The 18415-nt window shown below is 42.3% G+C and carries 16 protein-coding genes; 11 read left to right on the top strand and 5 right to left on the bottom strand.

Annotation, left to right across the window (positions count from 1 at the left end; genetic code table 11):
• Positions 1-549 precede the first annotated feature (549 nt).
• From POW22_RS01300 to POW22_RS01275, 6 genes are all read left to right on the top strand, one after another.
• The gene (locus POW22_RS01300; protein WP_272830610.1) at positions 550-909 is read left to right on the top strand and encodes a hypothetical protein; all 360 of its coding nucleotides are present in this window, start codon (positions 550-552) and stop codon (positions 907-909) included.
• Positions 910-919: 10 nt separating this feature from the next.
• Complete coding sequence (locus tag POW22_RS01295) at positions 920-1459, top strand: hypothetical protein (protein ID WP_272830609.1); 540 nt, start codon at positions 920-922, stop codon at positions 1457-1459.
• A 67-nt stretch (positions 1460-1526) separates the two neighbouring features.
• Positions 1527-2279 carry an HNH endonuclease gene (locus POW22_RS01290; protein WP_272830607.1) on the top strand — a complete coding sequence of 251 codons (753 nt, stop codon included), beginning with the start codon at positions 1527-1529 and terminating at the stop codon, positions 2277-2279.
• Entirely contained in the window at positions 2257-3270 is a 1014-nt protein-coding gene (locus POW22_RS01285; protein WP_272830606.1) for a hypothetical protein, read from the top strand. The genes POW22_RS01290 and POW22_RS01285 overlap by 23 nt, the downstream gene beginning before the upstream one ends.
• Positions 3271-3366: 96 nt before the next feature.
• A complete protein-coding gene (locus POW22_RS01280; RefSeq protein WP_272830604.1) occupies positions 3367-4224 on the top strand; it encodes a phospholipase D family protein in 858 nt (285 codons plus the stop codon).
• A gap of 33 nt (positions 4225-4257) precedes the next feature.
• Positions 4258-4929, top strand: a complete 672-nt coding sequence (locus tag POW22_RS01275) for an NERD domain-containing protein (RefSeq protein ID WP_272830603.1) — start codon at positions 4258-4260, stop codon at positions 4927-4929.
• A gap of 1 nt (position 4930) precedes the next feature.
• On the opposite strand, the gene POW22_RS01270 is transcribed toward POW22_RS01275, so the two are convergent.
• On the bottom strand, positions 4931-5902 hold the full coding sequence (locus POW22_RS01270) for a YpdA family putative bacillithiol disulfide reductase (protein ID WP_272830601.1): 972 nt from the start codon (positions 5900-5902) through the stop codon (positions 4931-4933).
• Positions 5903-6544: 642 nt separating this feature from the next.
• Here POW22_RS01270 and mscL point away from each other — a divergent pair.
• A complete protein-coding gene (gene mscL, locus POW22_RS01265; RefSeq protein ID WP_272830599.1) occupies positions 6545-6997 on the top strand; it encodes a large conductance mechanosensitive channel protein MscL in 453 nt (150 codons plus the stop codon).
• On the opposite strand, the gene POW22_RS01260 is transcribed toward mscL, so the two are convergent.
• The gene (locus POW22_RS01260) at positions 6994-8517 is read right to left on the bottom strand and encodes a sodium/proline symporter (protein WP_272830598.1); all 1524 of its coding nucleotides are present in this window, start codon (positions 8515-8517) and stop codon (positions 6994-6996) included. The two genes, mscL and POW22_RS01260, sit on opposite strands and share 4 nt — an antisense overlap.
• Positions 8518-8727: 210 nt before the next feature.
• On the opposite strand from POW22_RS01260, the gene POW22_RS01255 reads away from it, so the two are divergent.
• Complete coding sequence (locus tag POW22_RS01255) at positions 8728-10797, top strand: T9SS type A sorting domain-containing protein (protein ID WP_272830597.1); 2070 nt, start codon at positions 8728-8730, stop codon at positions 10795-10797.
• Between the two features lie 49 nt (positions 10798-10846).
• On the opposite strand, the gene POW22_RS01250 is transcribed toward POW22_RS01255, so the two are convergent.
• Positions 10847-11560: a hypothetical protein gene (locus POW22_RS01250; RefSeq protein WP_272830596.1), complete on the bottom strand. Its 714-nt coding sequence runs from the start codon at positions 11558-11560 to the stop codon at positions 10847-10849.
• A 6-nt stretch (positions 11561-11566) separates the two neighbouring features.
• Complete coding sequence (locus POW22_RS01245) at positions 11567-12523, bottom strand: NAD-dependent epimerase/dehydratase family protein (RefSeq protein ID WP_272830595.1); 957 nt, start codon at positions 12521-12523, stop codon at positions 11567-11569.
• A gap of 157 nt (positions 12524-12680) precedes the next feature.
• On the opposite strand from POW22_RS01245, the gene POW22_RS01240 reads away from it, so the two are divergent.
• Both POW22_RS01240 and POW22_RS01235 read left to right on the top strand, forming a co-directional pair.
• Positions 12681-13280 (top strand): hypothetical protein, encoded by a 600-nt coding sequence (locus POW22_RS01240; RefSeq protein ID WP_272830594.1) that lies wholly within the window; start codon positions 12681-12683, stop codon positions 13278-13280.
• Between the two features lie 77 nt (positions 13281-13357).
• Positions 13358-15421, top strand: a complete 2064-nt coding sequence (locus tag POW22_RS01235) for a M13 family metallopeptidase (protein ID WP_272830593.1) — start codon at positions 13358-13360, stop codon at positions 15419-15421.
• A 49-nt stretch (positions 15422-15470) separates the two neighbouring features.
• On the opposite strand, the gene POW22_RS01230 is transcribed toward POW22_RS01235, so the two are convergent.
• Entirely contained in the window at positions 15471-17810 is a 2340-nt protein-coding gene (locus POW22_RS01230; RefSeq protein ID WP_272830592.1) for a M28 family peptidase, read from the bottom strand.
• A gap of 140 nt (positions 17811-17950) precedes the next feature.
• Here POW22_RS01230 and POW22_RS01225 point away from each other — a divergent pair, with 140 nt between their 5' ends.
• Positions 17951-18415 (top strand): CBS domain-containing protein, encoded by a 465-nt coding sequence (locus POW22_RS01225; RefSeq protein ID WP_272830591.1) that lies wholly within the window; start codon positions 17951-17953, stop codon positions 18413-18415.

Genomic DNA, 18415 nt, shown 5'->3' with positions numbered 1-18415 from the left:
ACATAGAATCGGCCTGCTGCTAGCGCAGGTGCTTCACTCAAACATCCACTGGATGTTTGGTTTCTATGAAACTTCGTTCAGCAATGTATCGAGATGACATCTAAATGATTGCCTTCCGCTTCCGCGGCTACTCCGTTCAAAAGCCCACTGGGCTTTTGGTTTTTTCAAAACATCACTTCGCAATTTTTCCTATCGCGGCAAAAAGTAGCAAAAAGCGCTAGCGATGCTCACTCTGATTTGAAAAACTACGCTGCCCTCAGCCACAGCTGTGCGGAGTTCGCGCTTAGCTTTGCCTCGCTGCTGTTCCACACAGCTTTTTTCCCGCGCTGCCAGCTTGTTTTTCAAAATCCTCGTTCGGAGTCGCGTTTATAAATCGTGAATGGATTACGGAATCCCGCAAAGAAAAACCTAAAGAAAAAACAATCTTTAAACCATGAATGAACCACTTGTTAATATTCTTGCTATCTTCACAGGTGGACAAGAAACTCCCCATCACTTGAGTCTAGACGATTTGAGGGTGGGGAGTTTTTGGTTTTTAAAATATCGTACATGAAATATTTACTATTAACGACTATGCTTTTAATCTCATTAAACTCTTTTTCTCAAAGTTGTGATGAGTTAATGGAATATGTAAAATCAAAAAGTTACGGAACTACTTATCATAGTTATACTAGCACTGCTATTTCTAAGGTTACTTTTTACGATTTAACAATCGACTACAACAGTTATTACTTTGCCATTGTTTGCTTCAAAGGAAATGGATATAGCTGTTCTGAATATATTTATCAAGTAAGCTCAAGTACCAAATTATATTATTCAATGAATTATCTCGAAAGTGCAGGAAAAGCATTTTGGGAATATATACAACCATATAATGAAACCTTGAATTGCGCACCTAATTTCAATTAAAATAGAACTAATGAAAAATTTAATATTTCTCTTTATACTAATGATATCGATCGGATATTCTTATAGTCAAAACATAGAATCATCGACGAGAAAGTTTATAGATGAAGCTCAGTTTACTAGAATAAATAAGGATTGGACAACAACAGCAGAATTTAAATCCGGAATAGGAGAATATGTAAAGTTTTATCCAATAGAAGTAATAAATCTCAAAACTGGAGAAACAAGAGTCGCTCTTCAATTAGACATGTATGTAAAAAAACCAGATGTCTATAAAACTGCATGGGTTGCGTATGAGGAAATTAGCGAGTTTATCTCTTTCATTGAGGATAACGTAATTCCAAACCTAGATTTGAAGTTCAAGGATAAGTCATCAGAGTTCATATTTAAGGCGAATGAAATGACTCTATCCTATTTTGTTTATGAAAAAAAGAGAAGACTAACTATCAAGTTAAATAGTTACGATGATAGCGAGTTCACTAATTACACGTTTTGGACAGAAACACAAGTTGACAAGATTCCCGAACTCTTAGTGGTACTTAAGACGCTGTAACTCAATTCTAATTTTACTCCAAACTCATATATAACCTGTTGCTATTTATACCCAAACGATATACTGAATGACGAAAAACACGAATGAACAAATCCACAGGGCATACGAAATTGCGAATAAAGTCTATTTGAATGAAATTTCAGTTTCTGACGGAGCAAATATTTTGGCGGACGTTGGACTTAAAAAGAGTTCCGCATTTGATTATATTTATGCTTACTCCAAACTCCTTCAAGGAAAACTATATACAAGAACGATCAACGCTTACGCAACTGACTACTATCTTGACCGAATCCATAACGAAAACGGAATAACCGCACTGAAAACAGCTCTTCTTGCATTATATCAACACATTGAATATTACGAAGAGACTTCAGGAGCTTCCGTAAGAAAAGGCAGAAAAATTTATGACAAATACTATGAACTGGTAAAAGATACTTTTGCGGATACGGTATTTCCAGACGAAGTTGAATCTCACAAACAATATTCGGAAGGAAAAACAAGAGTGGTAAAAGTAAATAGTTACGAGAGAAATCAAATTGCAAGGCAAGAGTGTATTGAACATTTTGGACTGAATTGTCAAGTTTGTGATTTTAATTTTCAAGAAAAGTTTGGTGAACTTGGACAGAATTTTATTCACGTTCATCACATAATTGATATTTCAACCATCGGCAAGGAATATTCGGTTGATCCAAAAGCGGATTTAATTCCTGTTTGTCCGAATTGTCACGCTATGCTTCACAAAAAAAAGCCTGCTTACACTGTTTCTGAATTGAAAGAAATAATAAATAAAAGTACTAATGGCAACAAAAGAACAATTTGACACTGTATTCAAGCAAGTAAATGAAAGACTTGAAAAAATGGTGTCTTATTCAATTGAAGAACTGACTCGTGAGGAAGAACTCGGAACTCAATTCAGTTTTAAAGAAATTGAAGAAGATTTTATTAAAATAATTGACTTGTTTAAGCGAGTTAAGGAAGTAAACTTACAAGAAGTTCCATACAGTCTATTAAACTCTGTAAACGCACAAATAAATCAAGCAATAACTTATTTTGACCAAGTAAAAACTTTTGATCCAACAGTTAATAACGCTGCAAATGCGAGAACAAGATTAATAAATAACATTCAAAATACATACGATAATTACTATACTCATTCTGTTCCGATTCTATCAATTGGACTTTTAAATAGTAATGACCTATCCGTTGAACGTGCAAAAATGAACCAACTAATAACGGAATTGGAAAAGCAACAAAAAGAAACAGAATTAGTAAGCGAAGCAAAACTTAAAGAACTAAATGATATCCTCGAAAGTGCAAAAAGTGCTGCAACACAAGTTGGAGTTTCAAAACACTCTAAAGTATTTCAAGCAGAGTCAGAATTTCACGAAACTAAATCGGAAATATGGTTAGTATATACAACGTGGATTTTAATTGGAATAGTGGTTTCTGCAATCGGACTAGCATTTCTTGGAATGTTATTTAAAGATAACGCTGAAATAGTACAATTTACAATTACCAAGGTTGTTGTACTTACGGCCTTATTTTATGCCTTATCAATTACTAATAGAAATTATAAAGCACATAAACACAATGCAATTATGAATAAACATCGACAGAATGCATTAAGTACATTTGAGACTTTTTCAAGTGCTGCAAGTGCTGATGACCAAACTAAAAATGCAGTCTTAATTGAAACTACTCATTCCATATTTTCAAACCAACAAACTGGATATTTGAAAAATGATGGAGATTCAGATTCAAATAGCAAGATTATTGAAATAATAAAAAGTGCAACAACTAAAGGTGAATAAAAGCTAAGTCCAACAATGGCTTTAAGTAATTACTTGTTCTCACCCAAATAAAGCATGATCGTAACATAAATTCCTGAATTAATTATAATTTAACCTATGAGCAAATTCCTGACAGGTAAGGAACTAGAAGATGCCATATACGACATTATATGGGAAGCAGAGGAAAAACTACTAATAGTATCTCCCTTTATAAAACTTGACGACTATTTCAAGAAGCTTTTTGATAGGCACGAAAACAATCCAAAAGTTCACTTATTACTTGTGTTTGGTAAAAATGAAAAGGAGGTTAAAAAGAGCATGAGCAAGGCTGACTTTGATTACTTCAAGAAATTTCCAAATGTGTCAATAATCTATGTGTCGAATTTACATGCCAAGTATTATGGCAACGAGATAAAAGGTGTTATCAGCTCCATAAATCTTTACGATTATTCATTCAAAAACAATATTGAATTTGGTGTTTATTCTCAGCAAAGTTTAATGAATAAGATTAAACAATCGGCGGACAATGATGCCTGGAATACCTGTCTAGACATTGCGGATGAGAATGAAGTGGTTTTCATTAAAAGACCCGTGTACGAAAAATCCAAAATGATAATTAATCTTGGTAAAAAATATGTCAAGTCAGAGGTTTTGGTTGATTCCACGGAGAGATTTTATGGAAATTCAAAATCATCAGTTGTCGAGAAGAAAAGATTGCCTGATTTTCCTGTTGAGTTGGAGTTGGACGATGCGCCAGTAGAACGTCCTGATCGATCTGAAACGGAATTACAAGAGTTTGGCTTTTGTATTCGTACAGGTAAGAAAATCAAGTTCAACCCAAAACAGCCCATGAGTCGAGAAGCGTGGAAAATTTGGAATGAATATAAGAACGAAGATTTTCCAGAGAAGTATTGTCACAAAACAGGAGAGCCATCTAATGGTAAAACTTCGATGAAGAATCCGATATTGAAGTAAGTACAATTGAGGTATTCAAATAATAATTAACCCATGCTCTCCAAAGGCTGGATAGGAGAAAAGCGAGCTGCAATAGACCTTTGGTTTTCGCTCAACAGTAAAACCTATAAAAGGTTTCATAACCTCATTATTCCGTCTTCAAATGGCACGGCTCAAATAGACCATTTAGTCATCTCGCCATTTGGGTTATTCATCATAGAAACTAAGAACAAAAAGGGTTGGATTTTTGGTTCGGAGGACTCAGCTAAATGGACGCAAGTCATTTACAAAAGAAAATATCAATTTCAGAATCCGCTGCGGCAAGCCTTCCGTCAGAAAAAGGTATTAGCAGAATTTTTAGGAGTGGATGATTCGAGGATTAAGACAATAATCTACTTCAATGGAAACTGTAGTTTCAGGACTAAAATGCCACCAAATGTCCGAAATTATGCCTTAGGCAGATATATAAAATCTCATAAGAAGTTATTATTCAATGAAGCAGAATTACAATTGCTTTATTTCAAACTCAAAAGCTTTCAGAAGACATCAACGCTTAAAAAGAGAGATCATTTAAGATCACTAAGACAGAGACATAGATCAAAAGAGACTTGTCCTCGATGTGGCTCAGCGTTAGTTGTCAGAACAGTTAAATCAGGACCAAGAGCAGGAACTGAATTCTATGGTTGTAATAGTTATCCTAAGTGTCGTTACAGTCGGAATAAGTAATCTAAGATTGCTGTTTGCTATGAATATGATCAATGATCATGGGAGCATGAACCCTAGAATTCTCAATAAACCACTCATTGGTTTTCATGCCGCCACAGACCACGCCGGCTAGGTATACGCCGGGCTGGTTAGATTCCATAGTGGCTTCGTTATAAATGGGTTTGCGCAAGGCGTCCTTAGAGAGTTCCACGCCCAGGTTTTCTAAAAAGGCGAAATTGGGTTGGTAGCCAGTGAGGGCTAGCACATAGTCGTTGGGCAATTCAAAATCTCCTTCCGTGCCGTGGAGTTTAATGCGGTCTTCTAAGATCTCGGTAATGTTGGTGTTGTAATGGGCCTTAATGCTGCCTTCGGCAATGCGGTTTACTATGTCTGGGCGCACCCAATACTTTACGCGTTCGCCTATGTCGTCACCGCGGATAATCATGGTTACGTTTCCCCCTTTACGGTAAATTTCTAGCGCTGCGTCTACTGCAGAATTGCTTGCACCCACAACGGCCACTTCTTGGCGGGCATAGAAATGCGGGTTGTTGTAATAGTGGGCCACCTTGGGGAGCTCTTCTCCAGGAACGTTGAGCAAATTGGGCAGGTCATAAAAACCAATGGCCACCACTATATTGTCGGCTAAATAAGCGCCTCTGGAGGTGTGTACTTCAAAGCCGGGGTTGAGGCGTTTTACCTCAGTGACCTTTTCAAAGAGTTGCATGCGCAGATCACGGCTGGTCACTATACGGCGGTAATATTCTAAGGCCTCGGCCTTAAGCGGTTTGGCGTTCTTAGAGATAAACGGAATGCCGTCGAGTTCTAACTTTTCTGAGGTAGAGAAAAAGCTCATTCCCTCTGGGTAATTGTAGAGCGAATTGACAATACAGCCCTTTTCAATTATGGTGTATTTTAGGTTTTTCTTTTGCGCTTCCAGCCCACAAGCTATGCCTATTGGGCCTCCTCCAATTATTAGAACATCGAATTTTTCCATCCTTCACAAATTTACGAATCATTATGCCAAAAAAAGCGTCGCTGCTTATGGCAATTGGAGGTTTACGTTACGGTCATCGAGTGGCGACATAGAATCGGCCTGCTGCTAGCGCAGGTGCTTCACTCAAACATCCACTGGATGTTTGGTTTCTATGAAACTTCGTTCAGCAATGTATCGAGATGACCTCTCAAATTCAGTCTTTAATTGTTGCAGCAAGTGCTGCTGACCTTATCATATTCTTTTATTTAAACTACTTTTTCCAATTGCGGCAAAAAGTAGCAAAAAGCGCTAGCGACGCTCACTCTAATTTGAAAAACTACGCTGCCTTCAGCCACAGCTGTGTGGAGCTCGCACTCGGCTGCGCCGCACTGCTGTTCCACACAGCTCTTATCCCAAGCTGCCAGCTTGTTTTTCTAAATCCTCGTTCAGAGTCGCGGTATTTGGTCTTGTCTTTTTGGATACTTTTTTGTCAAGAAAAAAGTATCATATAAAAAAAGAAAAAGGGTTCGCGACCCTCACCGCGATAACCAGACCGATCTCTGCTCATTACCGGCAAAGAACGGGCGGATTTAAATGTCAAATAAATTCAAAATCATATCCGTAATTTGCAGACGCAACACAATTCAAATCCGCAGCAAACGCATGAGAAAATTATTTTCAGAATTCAAAGAATTCGCTGTAAAAGGCAATATGATAGACATCGCCATAGGGGTGATCATAGGAACAGCCTTCAACAAAGTAGTAGACGTATTGGTAAAAGAGATCTTTTTGCCGCCGCTTTCTTTTTTGACCGATGGAGTCAATTGGACGAACAAAAAATGGGTCATTCGGGAGGCCGTAACCACAGATGGAGTCACTAATCCCGAAGAGATCGCTATTGGCTACGGAAAATTCATAGAAGCCTCCGTAGATTTCTTGATCATTGGCTTTACGGTCTTTTTGGTGGTGAAGGTGATGAACCGCATCCGCAATAAATCAGAAGATCCCAAAGACCAAACAGAGGTCACTCCCAAGAACATTCAACTTTTGGATGCTATGGTGCAAAAAATGGACAAGCAGATCAGCCTGCTAGAAAAAATGGCCAAAAAAGATTAAGCTGTAGTCGGTTTAAGCAGTTTGGTGCTGAGTAGTGCAACTATCAAGGCCACAACAAAGGTCATGATGCGAGAGGAGATCACAGCGTCCAAACCAGAACCGATCCAAAAAAGTGTGAATACCAAACCTGCGATCATGGTGGCCAAAGCGGCTTTGCCGTGATAGGATTTGTAAAAAAGTGTGAGCAAGATCACCACAGAAAAGGTAGATCCAATACCCGCCCAAACATAACCCACAATGCTGTAGATAAGATCGCTCGGAGTCACAAAGGCGATCAACAAAGCAATGACAGAAAGCGCTGCGGTAATGGCTCTGGATTGTAATAGCGATTGTGCTTCTGATTTATTTTTAGACAGCGGTTTGATGAGGTTCTCTGAGAGTTCCGTGGCCGATAGGATCAATAGCGAGTTGGCCGTAGAAATGATAGCTGCCAAAACTCCTGTAATGAGGATTCCAGAGATCACCGGCGGGAAGATCGTGGTCAACACGCGAGGCATCACCGTCTCCTGATCTGCCAGGCCTTCTGGACCAAAGATGGCTATCCCTAACCAGCCAATATACAAGGCGCCGGTATAAGCAATTACGGTCCAAATGACACCAATGTTTCGGGCCACCTTCGCTTCCTTAGCCGAACGGATCGCCATAAAACGCATGCTCAGCTGCGGTTGTCCGCCCAAGTAGCCAAAGAACCAACTAAAGGCCACAGCGATCATGATTCCGCTGCCCAAGCCTGCTATCATATCAGGAGCGTTGGGGAACCAATCGGTCAACACCTTTCCCAAAGCACTTTCTGGATTCACCACAGCGCCGCCCATCATGGTGCTGTATTCGGGGCCGGCCTTTTCCAAAGCAGCTCCGACAGAGGATGCAAAATTCACATCCGCAGTAATGCCTTTGAGGTAGAAATAACCAGCAATAGGCGTTATGATCAAGGTAATGATCATCAATACGGATTGGATCACATCGGTATAGGTCACCGAACGGAATCCGCCGTAAATCGTATAAGGAACTACTAACAAAACCACCAAAAGCATGGCCCAGTTTCGGTCAATCTCAAAAAGGCTGTTGAGCGTCTTTCCACCGCCTAAAAATTGAGCGCCTACGTAGAAAAAGAAGAAGAATACTATAGTGGCGCTCCCCACCAAACGAATCCATTTTGCAGCATTGCCATGGCGTTTGGCAATATAGCCGGTAAAGGTGTCAGCTTCATACTTGTCGGCCTCGCGTTGCAGGCGTTTGGCAATGACCACCCAAGCCACAATGATACCCACCACGCAGCCAATGGCCGTCCAAACTTCCATGAGCCCGGTGGCATAAGCCGCCCCTGGTAATCCTAAAAGCGCCCAAGAAGATTCTCCCGTGGCGCGTTCCGAAAGCGCAGCGACCCAGCCCGGTAGTTTTCGCCCAGCAATGGCAAAGTCACTTGCCGTTTTTACTTTTCGACCCTGATACAGTCCCCAGCCAATAAGCAGGAACATATACACGATCATAACAACAAGAATAATGGTAGTGTTTTCCATAGGTGTGGTGGTCTTGGCTGGTTGAAGTTAATCAATTTGAAATTGAAGCTAACCTCTTGATTATTAAAGAAAAGTCTTACGGTCTTAACAACTATTGTGGGGCTTTTTCCCCTTTTTTAATCCTTTTGTCGATAAAGTGTGGGGCTGGGTCGGAGCGCATGGGTTTTTTCCTAACTTTAAGCTTAATCAACAATTTTTCAAACAATCACAATGAAAAAACTTTATCTCTCCATGTGTGCAATGCTGATGATTGGCTCAGCAAGCTTTGCCACAAACCCTGCAGCTCCAATAGAAGACGATTGCGCTCCCAATGCGGCAACCGTAGGTGGAGCAGTCATTCCGAACAACTCGCTTTACGCGATAACCTTTATTGACGCTGCCTTTAATTTTGGACGCTTCAGTTATTTTCCAGAATCTGACGGTCTTTTTTACGACTCAGGAGCAGCATTGAATGTTGCTATGGATACCCCATTTGCAATGGACTACAATCCTTCTGATGGTTTGGTGTATGCGATCTTAGACAACGGAAGTGGCACGCGAAACTTCCATATTTTGGATCCAGTTTCTGGTGCAATCACAGACCTCGGCGCGGTAGTGTCTTCTTCTGGAGCGACTAACCCAAGTGCTATGGCCATTGGGACCGATGGAACCGTTTACATTACTTTTGGTTCTGGAGATCTAGACTCTTATGATCCAGGTTCAGGAACAGCGACCAATATTGGAGCACTTCCTGCAGGTGGTGGTTCAGGGCTTACTTATGATTTTGACAACGATCGCTTGATCTACGCGTCGGGTACTTCAGATCCTAGCATCTTTGAGATCAATACTACAACAGGAGCTTCAAGCTTACTGTTCAATATTGTTATTCCTGGTGCGGCTGGAGCTTGTTCAGCTCAGGCTATTCAGTATGTCGGAAACGGAAAAGCGATCTCTTCTTCTACTTTTGATTGCAGTATCATTTATACCATTGATATGGCAACGGGAGCTACTGCAAGCTTGGCAGATCCAAACCCATTTGACGGTTCGGTAAAGCAGTTTGCTTATGTAAACGCTTCTACTGCAAGTGGTCCAGCATGTAATGATGCCACTGTTGAGGTGCAATCTGACCTTTCTATTCCATTCAATGGAGGAACCATTACCAATTCCATCAACAACCTTTACGCGATTGATCTAAATGCAACGGGTGGTGTGAATGATGTGCACTTATACAACTATGACCCTACCGATGACGCCATTAGCGTGAAGACTCCAGTGGTAACCAGTACAGGGCCGGATCAGTTCTTCGCTATGGATTATCACCCTATTGAGAATCAAGTTTACATTCTTCAGAACGACGGAGGAGCGCGTTCGCTCTATCTTTTTGATCTAGACACTGGGGGAACAACTTTGATCGATGCAATGGTGTCTCCAGGAGCAGATGTACAGGCGCAAGACATAACCTTTGGTAGTGATGGAGCGCTTTACGTGACCTTCCAATCGGGAGAGATCGGGCTTTATGATTTGAGTACTAACACCATGAATGCCTTTGCAGATGTAGGTGCTGCCGGTACTGCAGGTGGAGTAGGATTGACTTATGACTTTGACAACAACAGACTCTTGCACGCAAGTGGAACGGCAAACATTGATGTGATCGCTGTTGCGCTTTCTGACGGTTCTGTGAGCCCTGTGACTTCTTTTACCGTGCCTGATGGCGGTTGTGGAGGAACTTCTCAAGGTATTGAGTACGTAGGAGGCGATAAAGCCGTAAGCTCAACTACTTTTGGATGTGATACCGTATACACCATTGACTTACTCACTGGTGATGCAGTGGCTATTCGAAATCCAGCCGTAGATGACGGTTTTGATGTACGTATCAAGGACCTCATGTATATTGGAATGGACGTAACGCTTTCACCTTCTTCTTTTGTTTGTGACGATATTGGAGCCAACACGGTAGATGTTACTATCACAGATTATGCAGGTAATGTTTACACTTGTACGGCCAATGTGATCATTGAAGATCCAAGCAACTTCTGCGGACTTTCTGTAGACGAGTTTGACGCTTCTGCCATTGTGCTTTATCCTAACCCTGCGGGAGATCAATTACAGATCCAGTGGAGTGCTAATGAGCCTTTAGAAAGTGTTCAGATCTTTGACATTACCGGGAAGCAGGTATTGACCCAAACCATGAACCAAAATGCTGGCTTGACACTAGATGTGTCTGAATTGGCTACTGGACTTTATATGGTGAAATTCCAAAGCTCTGCTGGAACAGCGGTAAAACGCCTGATCAAGCAATAAGCTTTAAAACAATTTAAAACTAAAAAGGCTCCTGATAAAGGAGCCTTTTTTATTGTTCTTCTAAATACTCGTAGAGAAATTCTCCCCGCACGTATTGCACATTGCGCAAGCTGTCTGTGCGGTAACTGGTCCGCTTAGCATTTAAAGATAAACCCGTTTTATTCTCGTAAACATCGTTTGTAATGTAGCTGTAACTGCCGTTGTGCAAAACTAAAGCAGCCTCTAGGCGGTAGTTCTCTTTATTGAAGTAGTATTTCCATCGGGTTCCTTCGGAGCCGTCGCTATCCGTATAGCCTAAACCGATAACATAAACGGCTTGGCCGTCTTCTAATACTTCGTCTTCAAATCGAACTAATAGATCAGCGTCTGCCATCAATTTAAAGGGTTGACACAAGGTATATGGCGCCGTGCGTAAACTTTCCCGATAGCGCGTGCTGTCTTTGGCAGTAAGATCAAAATTGGCTTTGATCACCCCTGCAGAATCCAATTTAAAAGCCTTGAGTTGACTGCCATCCAGCCAGCGCATACTGGCAGGCAGGTCTTGATATAAAGGATGATGATAGACAATACTGCTTTCAGATTCTAGGCTGCCATCTGCAGCGTAGAGCTTGGTGGTCTTTAAATAGCTGAGTTCATCCACAGCTTCCCAAGCGGCAATTCCGCCGTGGTATTCCATACTTTTAAGTACAATATCTTCTGCTGATTCTTCTGTGCAAGACATGCATCCAATCAGCAGAAACAATAAAAATCCCAAGCGATTCATAAGAGTTTATTTTGCGTAGACCGGCCCCAATTCTCGGAGCATGATCTCTGTGATCTCTTCAATACCGTATTGGTGATCCCAGCCCCAATCATTACGCGCCTCGGAATCATCAATAGAGTTTGGCCAAGAATCTGCAATCTCTTGTCTAAAATCCGGGTCGTAGGAGATCTTAAAATCTGGGCGTTGTTTCTTTATTTCTGCCGCGAGTTGTTCTGGCGTAAAACTCAAGGCAGACAAGTTGTATGAACTGTGAACCTTGATCTGTTCCCGCGGAACATCCATAATGGAGATCGTGGCATTAATGGCGTCCTCAATATACATCATGGGTAGTTCACTCTGCGCGTTCAAAAAGGACACATAACAATCGTGCTTGAGCGCTTTGTGGAAAATATCTACCGCATAGTCTGTGGTTCCTCCTCCCGGAGCCGTTTTATAACTGATCAAGCCCGGATAGCGAATGCTTCTCACATCCACACCAAATTTGCGGTGGTAGTATTCACACCAACGTTCTCCCGCCAGTTTACTGATCCCGTAAACCGTGCTGGGTTCCATAATGGTTTGCTGAGGTGTGTTGTCCTTAGGGGTCGATTCGCCAAATACTGCAATACTGGAAGGCCAAAAGACCTTTTCAATCTTGCCGTCTTTAGCCAAGTCCAACACATTGAATAAAGAGGTCATATTGAGCTGCCAAGCCTTCTCTGGGAATTTCTCTCCAGTAGCCGATAACATTGCCGCGAGTAGATAAACTTCGGTGATCTCATATTGGATCACAACGTCTTCTATTTGACTGTAATCGGTAGCGTCAATAACCTCAAAAGGTCCTTGCGCCATCATTTCATCGTCTGCTTCTTTGATATCACTGACGATCACTTTTTTAGCGCCGTATTTTGCGCGTAAATGCGTTACCAGTTCTGTGCCTAATTGTCCACAGCCACCCAGGACCAGGATTCGAGATTTTAGCATAATCGGTCTAAACTAAGGAAGTATTTATTTGGTTGTGCATCCCCAATGAAGAAGCTGCAAAGCAAATATAAGCAGAATAAAACTGTGAGGATCGCTGGCTTTATTTGTGTTTTTTACAACAGTGTCGGGGCAAGGATTTGATTATATTTGCCCAGCAATGCGCACTAAATTCTACATACTCAGCGGCTTTGTTTGCACTTTTCTTTGCTTCGGATTGTTATTTACGGCCTGCGATTCCAATTCGGGTCAGCAGCAGGAAGATTCCACTACGAGCCAAGACAGTACTTCCTTTTATGGGACTGCGAGCATAAAATTGCCGCGCATCAATGCAGCAGCCACGCCGATTGTAAATGATTGGTCCATCTTTGATGATTTTGAGGATGAACTCATCGCGATGAATACTTTGTCCTTGGCAGAGATCCGATCGCGCTCGGAGCGCTTGGTGAGTTTTTCGGATTCACTGGCCAATACGGTACCAGATACTTTGGCTCAGCAGAGTATCCTATCACGGGTCAATGTTTTGCAAACACGTGTTAAGCTATTGAATCAAGCCATTAATAGTGAACGCCCCAGAACCGAGGTGATCTCTACTTGCTTTGAAGAGCTAAACACTTCTATGGCCAATTTAAAGGTGCGCATTAATGAAAAGATACTTAAGGATCGAATCGATCTAGATAGAAAAGAAAATGAAGAGGCTGAACGCGAAAAACAAAAGGCAATTTTAGACTCTATAATTGCTGCAGAAAATCAGCGATAATTGAAAAACCTGTAACGTTTTTCGCTGAAAACGGTCTTATATCCACAAACTAAGAACAAATCATTAAAATAACTTCTATGAAGCGTATGTATTTGCTAGCCTCTATGGGTGCTTTTGCGAGCATTCTGTTGGTTAGTTCGTGTAAAAACGAAAACGATATGGCGCAGAAAGATGACGAACCTCGCGGCATCATTCTGGCCAATATGGACACTACGGTGTCACCAAAAAATGACTTCTACAATTATGTAAACGGAACCTGGCTCAAGGAAACGGAGATTCCTGGAGATCGCTCTACTTGGGGTGGATTCAGCGTGTTGCGTAAGAGTACGGATGCAGATGTTTTAGAATTGATCGCAGAAGCCAAAGAATCTGGAAAGTATGCTCCAGAGACCGATCAGGCCAAGGCGATCTTTTTGTTTGAATCTAAATTGGATACTGTAGCTCGTGATGCTGCAGGAATCACACCACTACAGCCTGCTTTGGATGCTATTAACAGCATTACTAACCTAACGGAATTGCAAACGGTTTTGGCTACGAATTCGGCGGTAAGCGCTCCTTTCTTGGGAATGCAAGCCTTTGGAGATTTCAACGATTCTTCCATGAACACTTTCTATGTAAGCCCTGGAGGAACTGGATTGCCAGATCGTGATTACTATTTGTTGCAGGATGAGAAATCCAAAGAGATCCGTGAAGAGTACAAGAAATTCATTGTAAAGATGCTACAGTATGTTGGAGACGATGAGGCTACTGCTACTGCCGCCGCAGAAAAGATCTTGGCAATGGAGACGCAATTGGAAGAGCCAAAACTTGACAAGGTGGAGAGTCGTGATGTTCGCAAATTGAACAATCCACGCACTTTTGCAGAATTGCAAGCCATGGTACCGGCGATCAATATGGACAAACTCATGAAGGATATGGAAGTGCCTGTACAGATCGAGAGTTTGATCGTTTTGGATCTTGACTATATGGCGGCTCTGCAAGATTTCTTAAAGACTACTCCTATTGAGGATATCAAGACCTTGGTGAAGTGGACAACGCTGAACAATTCAGCCAATATGTTGACCACAGAGATCGAGTACACCAACTGGGAGTTCTATTCTAAGTACTTGAGAGATACTAAAAAACAACGCGATCCTAAAGAGCGTGCTTTGGCAACGGTGAATAACAATGTTGGAGAGGCGCTTGGAAAGCTTTATGTAGATGCGAAATTCCCACCAGAAGCAAAGGCTAAGGCTGAGGAAATGATCGGAAATGTGATCTCTGCCTACAAGCAACGTGTGAAGAACTTGGAATGGATGAGTGATAGCACCAAGCTAAAAGCAGTGGAGAAACTGGATAAGTTTACTGTGAAGATCGGATATCCAGATGAGTGGGAAGACTACTCAGATTTGGCAATTACAGAAGACAACGGATACTTTGCCAATATGATCGCTGTGAACGATTGGGCTACCAAAAAGAACCTTGCCGATATCTACCAACCGGTAGATCGCGGGGAGTGGGGTATGGCGCCACAGATCGTCAACGCTTACTTCAACCCACTGAATAACGAGATCGTGTTCCCAGCTGCTATTCTTCAACCTCCTTTCTATGATTATTTAGCAGATGATGCTGTAAACTATGGTGGTATTGGAGCGGTGATCGGTCATGAGATCTCTCATGCTTTTGATGATTCTGGAGCGCGTTTTGACGGCGACGGAAACGCAGTGAACTGGTGGACGGCTGCAGACTTGGAGCAATTCACCGCTCGCGGAAAAGCTTTGGCAGACCAGTACAGCAAGATCGAGGTAGTAGATTCTGTATACATCAACGGAGCCTTTACTCTTGGAGAGAATATTGGTGACCTTGGAGGTGTATTGGGCGCTTATGACGGACTTCAAATGTATTTTGAAAAGAACGGACGTCCAGAGAACATTGACGGTTTCACTCCAGAACAACGTTTCTTTATGTCTTGGGCAACGGTATGGCGTACTTTGGCTAAGGATGAGGCATTGCGTACACAAGTACTCACAGATCCTCACTCGCCAGGGCGTTACCGTGCAACACAACCGCTATTGAATATCGATGCTTTTTACGAAGCCTTTGATATCAAGGAAGGAGACGGTATGTGGCTGGCTCCAGAAGAGCGCGTTCGTATTTGGTAATACTTAAAGCGATAAAAAACAGAAGGCCTTCCACTGGGAAGGCCTTTTTTTATTCCAGTCTGATGGTGTCTTGGACGACTTGTTTTAGCTCGCTAGTTCTAAAGACGTCTTTGGTGACGATAGCATCTTTGACCACAAAGGGCGAGGGGATCATCTCCGCGCTGCGCTCGGGAATATCGAATTCATCCCGACTCAATAGATCATAAGAATAGGACAGGAATTTAAAGACCGGCATGGTCTCAGAATCTGTTTCAAAATCTATGGTAAGTGGGTCGCTATCGGTGATGTGATAACGTCCCATAAAATTGGATCTGCGCTTGCTCCAAATATAGCCTGTGCTGTCTGGCTTGACCGTTTGCTCATTGTAGGCAAGAGCTTTAAAGTGATAAGAAGTATCGGCATAAATGGCAATACGATTGATCTTGCGCTTAGGTATCAAGGTCAGTGTATAGCGATTTGCAACTGTAGTGTCTGCTGTCAGTGTACCTTGAAGACTCGGGATCCTTTTATTATCAAAACTGGTTCCATAGGTGTAGCCGGTATTGTACTTGCTTCCTGCTACAGAGCTTACCAGAGAATCAGCTGCCACTGGAGCTTCACCAAGCACAGCACGCGTCCAATCATCTAACATGCCGTCATAAGTGAGCATAAAGGCACGCTGATCATCATTGTCTTGATAGTAAACCAGGGAATTCGGTTTGGGTCTTTCCTCAGACCAACTGCTTTGCGTATGGGCCGCAATTAAAAAGATCAGCAAGAAAAACAAACTGACCTTCCACAGGTATTTATTGAACGGAAAAGCTCCCGTCACAGAGGCGATGAGTCCAAAAAGTAGGCCTGTGAAAACCACACTGGCCACCAACATTTCCAGACCTAATCCCACCGGGAAGAATTGCACCAAAGGACTAAACATAAGCACTGCGGGTGCAGAAAGGATTGCAATTAGCAGTGGATTGGCCTCTGGAGCCTTGATCAAGTAGCCCAAGATGAAGAATCCGAAGTAAACAGGAATGATAAAGTAGGCAGCGCCTGGCAAATAAAGGGCAACTGCAGTGTTGACAATCATCCAAAGCAATAAAGGGACTACCATCAAATTGGCGCGAGAAATAGTCGCGCAAAAGCGACTGTATAGTCCAAAATAAACCGCTAAGGTCAGCATGACAAAGGCTACGATATAATAATGACCGTTATAGGTAAATCCGTGTTGGATCTCTCCGTACTGCGGATACACCTTGTAGAGCAGCCACATCATTCCGTGGGTCAATAGAGCGGATACGATCAGCGAGAGCAAAAACACGCCACCGGCCTTGCCCCATTCTTTACCTTTAAGCGCTTTCTTTTTAGTTCCCCAAAGCAGCAAACCTAAAAAGGCGAACCACCCGATCAATACCATGGGCAGGATCCAAGAGAAGGGGTAATTGATAAAATCCACCAAAGGTAAATTCACATAGACGTGATCCTCCTCAGCCTTTAAACTGCCGAGATCGGCCTCAGCAAAATAGGTTAATAGCGGCATCAAATAGGAGCCTTGGTGCTCTAGTGAATTACGATCCAGATTCTCATAATTGTCGTTGACCGTGTGATAGTCGTAATGATCATCAATAAAGGCAAAAAAGAAACTGTCTATGTCTCCATCTTCTCTAAACACGGTGCTGTCTGTATCGTTGGGAAGCATCTTATATATGCTATACATCAAAGAACTGGCCACAGGGAAATCAGGATTGGCTTCCGCAAAGGCTTTGATCAAGTTGCGATTCCCGCCATTGGTCTCTACGATCATATTGGAAGGACCGCCGCTGCCTCGGGCTTCAAAGTTGAGCACCAGGCCAACATTTTTAGCCCAGGGATGTTGATTGACAAAGGTGGAGGCTCCGTTAAGGCCTAATTCTTCTGAATCCGTAATACAGATAATAATATCGTTTTTGGGTGTCTTACCACTGGCCAAATACGCGCGAACGCTTTCCATAATCGTTACGACTCCAGAGCCGGCATCACTGGCCCCATGGCTGTAACTTTGAGCACTGTCATAATGAGAGAGCAGCACTAAAGACTTGCCATCTTCACTTCCTTTGATACGCGCCAAAATATTCTTGGGCTTTACCAATTGCCCCCAATTTTGGTTTAGATCATAGGCTTCTTGAATGCTTACCTCAAGGCCCATTGCGGCAAGTTGCTGGCTAATGTATTCACGGACTTTGTTGTGTGCTTCGGAACCCAAATAGTGGGGTTCAGCAGCAATTTCTTCTAAATGCACTAAGGCTCGGGCTGTGGAAAATTCGGTCTCTGGAGCAGATTCATCAGATATTTTTGTGGGCATCAGGCTGTAGAAACTGTACCAAACCAAACCAATAATGAGCAGTAAGGACAGCAGGTGGGAAGTTCTTTTCATCCGTAAAGTTTAAGTGGTCCTGCGGTGAATTTTTACCGCATTGCTTAAAATTAAGATAATTATTTGGTTTCATCCGATTGCTGCTTTCCCGTAAGCCTAATTGCGTAAATAATTGTATATTAGGGTAAAACAGTAAGATCATGGCCATTAAAAGTTACGTAGGACGACGCTCCAAACCTATCAAAGGGTCTGCTGAAAACATTCGTGTTTCAGACTACATGACTCGTAAACTAATCACCTTTCGGCCCGATCAACCGGTGCTGGAGGTAATGAACACCCTTATCAAGAATAAGATCTCGGGAGGTCCCGTGGTCAATGATAAAGGGGAGCTTGTCGGGATTATTTCTGAGGGCGATTGTATGAAGCAGATCAGTGAATCTCGTTATTACAATCAACCTATGGACAATATCACCGTAGAGCAGCATATGGCAACAGATGTTGAAACCATTGATGGTGATCTCAATGTCTTTGATGCGGCGCAGCGATTTGTGAATTCAAAACGCCGTCGATTCCCAATAGTGGAAAACGGAAAATTAGTCGGGCAGATCAGTCAGAAAGATGTGCTCAAGGCAGCACTGCAAATGAAAGGGCAGAGCTGGAAATAA

Origin of the sequence: Gilvibacter sediminis, assembly GCF_028561565.1 — a bacterium.
Lineage (GTDB): Bacteria > Bacteroidota > Bacteroidia > Flavobacteriales > Flavobacteriaceae > Gilvibacter > Gilvibacter sediminis.
The sequence above is the reverse complement of the archived record's forward strand: the minus strand, read 5'-3'. Positions and strand labels throughout refer to the sequence as shown.